Annotated in this window: 3 protein-coding genes; all 3 read right to left on the reverse strand. The window is 75.2% G+C overall.

Annotation, left to right across the window (positions count from 1 at the left end):
- Window positions 1–11 precede the first annotated feature (11 nt).
- The 3 genes from pglX to pglW all read right to left on the reverse strand — a co-directional run bounded on the left by pglX (window position 12) and on the right by pglW (window position 9609).
- Complete coding sequence (pglX, locus tag Q1K26_RS03710) at window positions 12–4016, reverse strand: BREX-2 system adenine-specific DNA-methyltransferase PglX (RefSeq protein WP_300007721.1); 4005 nt, start codon at window positions 4014–4016, stop codon at window positions 12–14.
- Window positions 4017–4172: 156 nt separating this feature from the next.
- Entirely contained in the window at window positions 4173–5384 is a 1212-nt protein-coding gene (locus Q1K26_RS03715; protein WP_300007722.1) for a Fic family protein, read from the reverse strand.
- A 31-nt stretch (window positions 5385–5415) separates the two neighbouring features.
- Complete coding sequence (pglW, locus tag Q1K26_RS03720) at window positions 5416–9609, reverse strand: BREX system serine/threonine kinase PglW (protein ID WP_300007723.1); 4194 nt, start codon at window positions 9607–9609, stop codon at window positions 5416–5418.
- Window positions 9610–9837: the final 228 nt, after the last annotated feature.

The following is a 9837-nucleotide window of genomic DNA, read 5'->3' on the forward strand; positions in this document are numbered from 1 at the left end:
CCTCGTCCGCGTCACGTCCCCGCGGCGTCGCCGGCGGAACCGGCATCCGGCAGCAGGTAGCGCATGCCGCGGCGTTGACCGGTGGTGGTGAGGCGGCCGTCGGCGACCAGGGACTTCGCCAGGGCGCGGGCAGCGGCGGCGTCGAGGCCGGTGAGCTCGCGGATCCGTTCGTTGGACAGCGGTTCGGTGGCGGCGGCGGTGAGTACGGCGTCGGCGTGGGCCGGGTCGGGGGCGCTGCGGGGACGGCGGCTGCCGGCGCCCCGGGCCTGCGCGGTCGGGCCGCCGAGCTGGGCGCCGGTGCGACGGCCGGGCAGCGGGGCGACGTTCACCCGGCCGTCGGGGCGCCACCGGGCGAGCTGGTCGCGGCTGACCCGGAGCTCACCGAGCTGGGAGTCGAGGAAGCCGTCGTAGATCTCGGCCGGGGTGGTGCCGTAGAGCGGGTCGGGCTCGGGATGCCACTGCTGCACCCAGGGCAGCACCTCGGCGAGCCCGGCGAGCAGCGGCAGCACCCGGTCGGTGTCCCAGCCGTCCTCGGCGCGGCGCCGGCTGACCAGCACCGCGAGCGCCTGGGCCTGCTCGCGGTGGTCCCAGCCGGCCCAGCCGAGCAGCAGGCTGCCGTCGCCGTCGCGGGTGGCGGCCGGGTAGGAGACGAACCGCTCCTTGGCCACGTCGAGCTTGTTGCGGTGCGACCAGTAGCTGCCGCGCAGGAAGTCTGCCTGGGCGTACTTGGGCGGGACCGGGACATCGCCGATCTCCCGGGCGATCTCCCGGCGGACCTCCGGGTCGGTGACGTCGGCGCCACCGTGGCCACCGTGGCCCATCCGGGCGGCGATCGCGTCCTCGCGGCGCTGCAGCCCCCAGGTGTGCTCCCACTCGGCGCGCTTGGCCAGGCCGGCCGGCTTGTAGCGGTAGGCGGCGAGGAACGGGACGTGCTCGGCGTCGAGGAGGGCACCGAGGATCTCGGCGAGCTCGGCGTCGGGGCGGCCCAGCTCCTGGCCGGCCCACAACGCGGCGACCGAGCCGAACTCCTTGTCCTCCAGCAGCCGGTCGGCGAGCGAGCGGACGGTCTGCGGGGCCGGCTGCTGCTCGCCGTTGTCGTCGACGGCGAACCAGAGCGCGCGGTCCTCGCACCGGTCGAGCAGCCAGCCCCGCAGCGCCAGCTCCTGCAGGGCATCCCAGCCGTCGCCTCCCCAGCGGCGCTTGCACTCCGGGCGCTCGATCAGCGCGAGGTCGCGGCGGCGTTCGATCAGCGCGATCCGGGCCTCCACGGTGCGGCGGTAGGCCTGCGACCAGTGCGCGGGCGGCCCGACGATCGGGGTGGAGCCGTGCCGGGCGAACCACTGGGTCTCCGCCTGCCCGGCGGCGACCTTGCGGGCCAGCACGATCTCGAACGCCCGCTCACCGAGCGCGAGCGGCTCCGCGTCGCCGACCGCGTCGCGTTCCGCGGAACGCGGCCCGAGCACCTGCGCGGCCTCGGCGTCGGTGAGCAGGCCGTAGCGGCGGTAGACGTCCCAGTCCAGCTCCTCCTGCGCGGAGATCATCTCCGCACGCAGGCGGTCGTACTCGACGCGGGCCGCGGCCAGGGTGTCGCGGGTCGGGGCGGCGCGCTCGGCGACCGCGGCGGGGGTGGTGGCGGCCAGGCGCTGGGCGAGGGAGTCGAGGTGGCGGGCGCGGGCGAGGGGGAGGTCGGCGGGGAGGGGGAAGCCTTCGAGGTTGGTCCCGTTGAACTCGAAGCGCTCCATCCAGTCCTCGGGTTGGATCCCCCGGCCGATCCCGCTGCCGCCCTTGGGAAAGCACACCTGCTTGAGCCAGAAGCACGCCGTCGACGAGTTCAGCACCCCGAGCAGCTCCAGGTGCCGGTCCTCCCCCGCCCCCGCCGGCAGCTTGATCACCGGCGCGGACTGCTTGAACACCTTCCCGCCCCGGTCCAGCACGAAGTGGTTGTGGGTCGACACGAACGCGAACGCGATAGACAGCAGCTCACGGTAGCGGGCGGGTACCCAGCGGTACCAGGACCACCACGGCTCGCCCGCCTGCAGCCGGGTCTCGCCACCGAAGCCGGTGATCGACTGGAGGACCCGTCGGTTGGGCCAGAGGTACCGGGCCCACCTGCTCGCCGGATCGAGCGGGAGCAGCGCGAAGTCGGCGCCGTAGGGGGCGACGGCGATCTCGTCCTCGGCGATCTCCCAGTCCCGGACCAGGTCACCCAGGATGACCGGCTTCGTCACCCCGGGCTCCATGCGCAATCTCCGGGGCAGGTCCGGCACGGTGAAGAACACCTCGTCCGCGGCCGGGAAGCTTGCGAATCCGATTCGCCCATCCAGCTCGGTCGCCAACGGGGTGGCCGACCCGGACTCCAGTGCTGCGAGCAGCTCGCTGGCCCCGCCCCCCGACAGCGACCACGGGTGCCCCGCCAGCCGCTCCCGCGGCAGGTCGACGACGCTCACCCAGTCCGACTCCGAGCCCGGGTGGTCGACCTGTGCCTCGATCGCGGTCCAGACCAGGCCCTTCTCCGGGTCGTCGGGCTGGCCCGGCTCGCCGCGCACCCCGAGCACGGCCCGCACGGCGCCGCGGCGGCTCGGGGCGCCGCGGCGGCCGATGAGGATGACCGTCGGTGTGCCGTGGCCGGGGATGTAGGCCCCGGAGGTGTCGATCACGTGCGACAGCTCGACCCCGGGCAGGAACTCCTCGATCAGCTTGGTGCCGAACTCGCGCTTCATGAACGCGTTCGAGGTGATCTGGCCGGTGTGGCCCGACCCGAGACCGTCCGCGCCGGGCCGCCGGGCCAGGTCGAAGATCCGCTGCGCGAACGGCACGGTGAGCTGGAACTGGCGGTGGCACGCCGACCAGCGCTCGCGGTAGGCCGCGCTCTGCTCGGGGTCCTTCACGGTGATGTAGGGCGGGTTGGCCACCACCACGTGGTACGTCCCGGAGTGCAGCAGCTTCTCGTCGGCGAACTCGTGCACGTCCTCCCAGCGGGCCCGGTACCCGGCCATCTCGTCCACCTCGGTGAACGACTCCTGGCGTTCCAGCGGGAGCAGCGAGTCGCCGCACCCGATCACCACCGGCCAGCGCTGCCCGGCGGCCTCGGCGAACGTCGCCACCCCCGCCACCTGCAGCGCGGCCACGAACAGCCGGAACCGGGCGATCGCCACCGCGAACGGGTTGGTGTCCACGCCGTGCACCGACTCGCACGCCCGGCGGGCCAGCGTGTAGCCGTCCAGACCCGGGGACTCCTCGCGCCAGGCCTCGACCAGCCGGGCGAACGCGCCGAGCAGGAAGTGCCCGCTGCCGCACGCCGGGTCGATCAGCCGCAGGCCGTCGACGCCGAACTCCTCCACCGCAGGGTCGAGGGTGCGGCGCAGGATGAAGCGCTCCACGAACCGCGGGGTCTGCAGCAGGGCGTAGCGCTTCTTCGCGTCCTCGGACAGGTCCTGGTAGAGGTCGCCGAGGAACCGGGTGTCCCAGTGCTCGTCGGTGAAGTCGCGGCGCACCTGCCCGTCGGCGCCGGTCTCCCGCCAGAACGCGATCAGCCGCTTCGCCGCGTCGTGGCCCGGCGGCACCCAGTGCTCGCCGGTGCGCAGCGCGTAGGCGGGGTTGTGTTCCGGGTCGAACAGCAGCCGCCCGGCGTCGGTGGCGCGCAGCACCTCGAACTGCTTGGCGAGCCAGTCGCCGTCGTGGTGCTCGGGATGGGCGCGGAAGTGGTCGAGCTGGGCGTCCTCGGCGTGGGCCCGCCGCGCGCCGGGGCCCGACAGCACCGGGTCGATCAGGCCGTTGTCCTCGCTCCAGCGCAGGAACACCGTGCCCAGCACCCAGGCCACCGCCACCTGGGTGAGCTGCGCGTCCCGCCACGCCGGCCACTCCGCGGCGGTGCGGCGGGCCCTGCGCTCGGCGGCGTGCTCGTCGCGCAGCACCCCGGCCAGCACCTCGTCGGCGGCGACCTGCTCGGCCAGGTCGGCCTCCAGGTGCCGCACCTGCCCCTGCAGGTCGGTGAGCAGCCGGCTCGCGTCGATCACGTGGTGCGTCCCCTCGTCATACCGTTCCCATCGGGCGTCCCGGCGCCGCCCGTTACCCGGGCGACGAGCCGGCCCACCTCACCATGACCGGCGGCACACCCGGCCATCGGCCACGCACGGCGGCGCTCGGCCACCCGGCCTCGGGACACCGGCCGCTCACCGAGGGCCCACCCGGTCCGCCGTGGCGGCGAACGGATCCGAGTCGTCCCGGCCGGTACGCAGCGCGGTGACCCGCCGCCGGATGTCGATCAGCTCGTCGCGGGCGACGTAGACGCGCCCGCGCTTCTGACCACGGGGCTCCAGGAGCCCGGCCTCGACGAGACCGCGCAGGTCACGGCCGGCCGTCACATCGGTGATCTCGTCCGGGGTGTCCTCGTAGTAGGACCGGTAGGTCGCGTTGCGCACCCGCAGGCCGACGGTGGCGTCGAACAACGCCATGATCGTGCGCTCGGGCAGCCTGCGCCGCGCCACGAGTCGTTCGAGCTCCGACCACATCCGTTCGCTCTCGTCGATGCGTCGCAGGATCGTCCGGCCCTGCCGCAGGTGGGCGGTGAGCATGTACCGCAGCCATGGTCGCGCGTCCCGATCCGGTTGCCAGGAGCCGCCACCGACGACGCCGAGGACGTCGTGGTAGCTGCGCGTGTTGCGGCCCAGATATTCCTCGACGCTCATGAACACCGGGCTGAGCACACCGTCGCGCGCCAGCACCAGGCTCTGCAGGCATCGCGCCATGCGGCCGTTGCCGTCCCGGAAGGGATGGATCATGACGAGGTTGAGGTGCGCCATCGCCGCGGTGACGATGCGGTCCCGGTCCTCGCGAGGCTCGTTCAGCTCGTCGACGAGCTCGGCGACGAGGCCGGGCACCTCGTCGATGTCCGGGCCCTCGTGGACGACCTCGCCGGTCTCGTCGTCGCGGACGTAGATGCTGCCCGCGCGCCACAGTCCGGGGCGGTTCGCGAGCGCGTAGCTGGTCATCATGTAGTGCAGCGATTTGATCAGCCGGGAGCTGTAGGCGAAGTCGTCCTCGCCCGCGAGCTGCAGCACGTAGGTCATCGCCTCGCGGTACCCCCGCAGCGCGAGGCGGGTCTCCTCGGGCGCGTCGAGCGGCTCCTCGCCCGCGGCGACGTCGACGGCGTCGTCGAGGCCCGCCTGGTAGCCCTCGATGCTGTTGGACCCCTGGATCGCGCGGGCGAGCGAGACGCGCCGCAGCGATCCGGCCCATCGCCGTGGTTCGTGCATCTGGTGCCGCAGCTTCACCCGCAGGTCCTGGATGCTCGCGAGCACGCGGAGCTCCGGCTCCTCCAGCGCGGGCACCTCGTAGATCATGTCTGATAATCGGTTGCCACCCTGCAGTATGCAGGCCAGCAACAGCCTCCTTGTCTGATATTATCAGACATTCCTATGCCGCCGTCGCCCATCGGGACGGCGCCACCACCCACTCCTCGCCGGTGGTCAGCCCCACCACGTGCGTGCCGATCCGCGGCGGCTGCTGCTCGTCCTGGGCCGGGCACAGCAGCACCAGGGTGCGCGGCCCGCCGTCCCGGCCCGCGGTCCGGGCCGCCGCCAGCAGCCGGTCCAGCAGCGCCATCCCGCCCTCGTAGCGGCCGAACGGGGTCAGCGCGTCGAGCAGCAGCACCGGCTGCGCCATCCACGTCGATTCGAGCCGGTCCCAGGCCTGCGCGATCACCCGGCCCAGGTTGGTCCGGGCCCGCGAGTCCGCGTCGGGGGCATCGGCGCGCAGCACCACGTCGAAGTCGCTGATCCGGCGTTCCCGGGCGACCTCGCGCAGCGCCCCGACGAACGCCGCGGATGCGTCCACCGGCTCGACCCCCAGCACCGCGGCCGCCCGGTCCCGGGCCGCGGCCCAGCCAGACCGCCGGACCGTCACCAGGCGGGTGCCGCCCTGGTCGAGGACGTGGCGCAGCCGCGCGTCGGGGCCACCGTCGGCGGCGGCCGCCGGCCCGCCCCGCCCGTGCCCGGTGCCGGTGTGCCCGGAGCGGGTGGAGCTACGGGTGTCCGGCCCGCCCGGCGGGACGAGGTGCTCGCCGTCCCAGCGCAGGTCGAAGTCGGCGTCGGCGAGCAGGCCGGCCAGCGCCCGGCCCCGCGGGAGCGGCGCCAGGCCGGGGAAGCGGGCGGCCACCCGACGGCGCAGCGCCTCGTCGCTGATCCCGCCCGCGGGCACCCCGGCCCCGGCCTGCGAGAGGCGCAGCGCACGCACCGGGTCCAGGTCGCGCGGGTAGACCTCCAGGCGGGCGTTGACCAGCACCGAACCCGACGCCGCCGCGGCGAGAGCCACCAGCCGCTGCTCCGCCGGCACCAGGTCGTGCCGCGCCGCGACCTCGGCCAGGGCGCGGACCACCGCCCGCGGCGTGGGCAGCGGGTCGGTCGCGGCCAGCCGGACCGCCTCGTCGCCCAGCTCGGCGGCCATGTCCAGCAGCTGCGCGTCACCGGGGGTGTCCAACGGTTCGTCCTCGGCGACCTGCAGCGCCACCAGCACCCGATCGCGGTGCCGCCGGGTCGCCAGCAGCGGCTCCTCGGCGCTCCCGTCGGCCTCGACGATCGCGCGCAGCACCGCGTAGCCCAGCGCGAGCCGCCGGGCCGGGTCCTCCTCGTTCCCGCAGCCTCGCGCGGCCAGCAGCTCCGCGACCAGCTCCCCGGCCGCGGCGACCCGATTCAGCGCGCGTAGCCGGGCCACCAGCTCGTCGCGCAGCACGACCAGCACCGGATCGCCGATCCAGGCCCGGCGCCGCGCTGCCAGGATCTGGCCGATCCGGGCTCGGGTCAGCCCCGCCGCCGCACCGACCTCGGTGAGCGTCGGCCAGCGCGCGGCCGGCAGCACCCCACCGGCGTCGGGCATGCCGAGCACGAGCCGCACCAGTGCCGCCGGGTCGGCCCCCTTCCCGGCGGGGTCGGGCAGCAGCCGGGCGGCCACCGCGTCCAGGCCCGGTGGCAGGTCCCGGGCGGTCTCCGGGCGTGGGTCCGGGGCGGGGCTCGCCGCCGGCACGCCCAGCCGGCGGCGCCACGCGGCGACCCGGTTCACCAGCTCCAGGCGGGTCGTACGGGACAGCCCCCGGGCCCGCCACAGCTCCCGGGTCGGGACGGCCAGCAGCGTCCCCACCGTCTCCGCCCCGAGGCGCTGCGCGACCGCCACCGCGCGCAGCGACAACCCCGCCGCGTCCAGCGCGGTGTCGGCCGTCGCGGCGTCGGCGGCGGCGTCGCGGCTCTCCTGCGGGTCGTCGGTGGCGGTGTGCGAGGTCCGAGCCGGGGCCTGCGCGTCCATCGTGGTGAAGACCCGGTTCCAGGCCTCCCGCAGCGCGCCCGCGGTGCCGAACCGCTGCGCGGCGTCGCGGTGCAGGGCGCGGCGGAAGAACGCGGTCAACGGTTCGCGCAGGCCGGCGTCGAACAGCTCGGCGGACACCGTGAGCTCGCCGCCGAACCGCGGGTCGGTGCCGTCCTCTCCCCAGGCCGGCAGCTCCAGGCTCGCCATCTCGTGCAGCGTCGCGGCCACCGCGTAGAGCTCGGCGGCCTCGTCGTAGACCGGGCGCCGGTCGCTGCCCAGGAACGGGTCGCGGTAGCCGCGGGTGCCGGCCGCGGTGTCCGACGCGCTCGCCCCGGCCAGCGAGAAGTCGAACAGCACCAGCGCCGGGCCGCGCTTGGGATGGCGGCGCACGCCGAGGTTCTCCGGTTTGACGTCGCGGTGGAAGGTGTCGTGGCGCCCCAGGAAGTCGATCACGTCGAGGAGCTGGTCGCCGAAGCGCTGCAGCTGGTCGGGCAGCAGCGACTCCTCGGCCCGCAGCAGCTGCGCCAGGGTCTGGTCGCCGGCGTTGTCCAGCTCGATCGCATGCCGGTTGCCCAGCGGGAACACCCCGCGGCGCAGCCCGACCAGGTGCTCGTGGCGCAGCCCCTCCAGGACGGTCGCCTCGTCGGCCAGCCGGTCCTGCGACTGCGCCGACCTGCCGACCTTGAGCACCGACTCCAGTCCGTCGCGTTCGACGAGGAACGCTCGCGCGGTCGCGCCGGTGCCCAGCACCCGGCGGACCCGGTAGCCCTCCGGCAGCTCCGCGCCGGCCGTGGCCTCCCACGGGTCCTCGACCGGCTCGTCGGGCGCCTGCGCGGCGACCGCCTCGGCGAGATCGTCGAGCAGCGCCTCCAGGTCGGGGTAGCGGTCGGCCACCCGCGGGTCGGTGGCCAGCGCGATCACCGCGTCGAGATCGGCGGGCAGCGTCTCGTCCACCGCCGACGGGCGCAGACCCCCCTCGGCGGCCAGCCGCTGCGCGAGCTCGGCCCGGCCGGCCGCCGGGGGGCGGCCGGTCAGGATGAGGTACGCGGTGGAGCCGACCCCGAACACGTCGATCGCGACGGTGCCGTCCGCCTCGCCGGTGAACTCCGGCGCCAGGTAGGCCTCCGCGGCCGCCTCCACGTGCCGGCCGGCGTGCGTGGTCGGCACCACCCGGTGCGTGGTCGCCGAGGAGGACAGGCCACGGGCCGCCGACTGCCACTCCCCCACCCGCAGCCGCGGCCGGCGCCACCCCTGCACCGGGTCGGGCTCGACGACGATCGCCCGCGGCGACAGCGCCCGGTGCACCAGGCGCCGGTCGTGGGCGAACCGGACGGCGTCGGCGAGCTGGCGGACCAGGTCGAGGCGGGCGGGCAGGTCCAGCTCGCGGCCGTCGCCGGCGAGGTAGTGGTCGAGGCGCCGGGCGTCGGGGTGCTGGTCGATGACCAGCGCGGGGCCGTGGTCGTGCTGGAGCAGGTCGGTCGGCACCAGCAGACCGGGATGGTCGATGCCCCGCCCGGCGAGGTACTCGCGCTCGGCGGCGCCGCGGACCGACTCGCGGGTCTGCGGGTCGGACTCGCGCTCGTAGAGGTAGATCCGGATCCGCCGGTACTCCCCCTCGAGGTCCTCCCGCGAGGCGCGGTGGTCCTGCCAGGTCGGGCCCGAGTCGTAGGGGCGCGGCTCGATCCGCCACGGCCCGACCGAGACGCTGCGCCGGGTGCGGTGCACCCCCACCGTCGCCAGCAACCGCGGCAGGGCCCGGAAGAACTCGTTCGACGGGGGCGCGTGCCGGATCGGGCCGAGCAGCAGATCCGCCCCGATCCGGCCCAGCATCCCGGCGGCTCGGGCGTCGTCGGGGACGTAGAGGTGGTCGCGGCGGCCCTGCTCCAGGCGGCACTCCATCCCCGGGTCGGCCAGGAACACGCACCCGCGCAGGAACGGGACCCGCACGCCGCGCTCGCGGACCGCGGCCCGGTCCAGCAGGCTCTTGAGCTCCTTGGCCTTCTGGTCGGCCAGCGGCACCGGGCTGTCCAGCGTGCGGGTGCGGTTCCCGGAGAGCACCCAGGTCGCCCCGGAGTTCGACAGCGGGCCGCGGAAGTTCTTGATCTCGACGAGGAACAGCCCGGTCGGCGCGGCCACCAGCAGGTCGACCTCACGGATGTGCCCCTGGTCGGAGACGAAGGTGAAGTTCGACCAGGCCTGGTAGGGGTGGCGGTCGGGCAGCAGGTCGCGGACGTGGCGCAGCGCCGCCCGCTCGGGGGCGTGCGCGGACGGGGTGATCTCGTTCCAGCGCGCCGAACCCGCGTCCACCGTCACACCCCCTCCCCCGAAGGTGCGCTTCCGCACCGCCGGAACGCGACCGTAGCGGTCCGGGCGAGCCGGACTGTCGGTCGGATCTGGTGGACCACCACCCGCCACACCGTGGACGGGCGGCCGTTCCCATGAGGAAGCGCCTGGTGCACCCCGCCCACCTGCCGGCCGGGGGGGGGCCGGGAGGTGACCGCCCCCGGCCCCGCGGGGGAAGGGGGGCAACCGCCCCCGGGG

The organism is Pseudonocardia sp., assembly GCF_029263155.1.
Taxonomy (GTDB): Bacteria; Actinomycetota; Actinomycetes; order Mycobacteriales; family Pseudonocardiaceae; genus Pseudonocardia.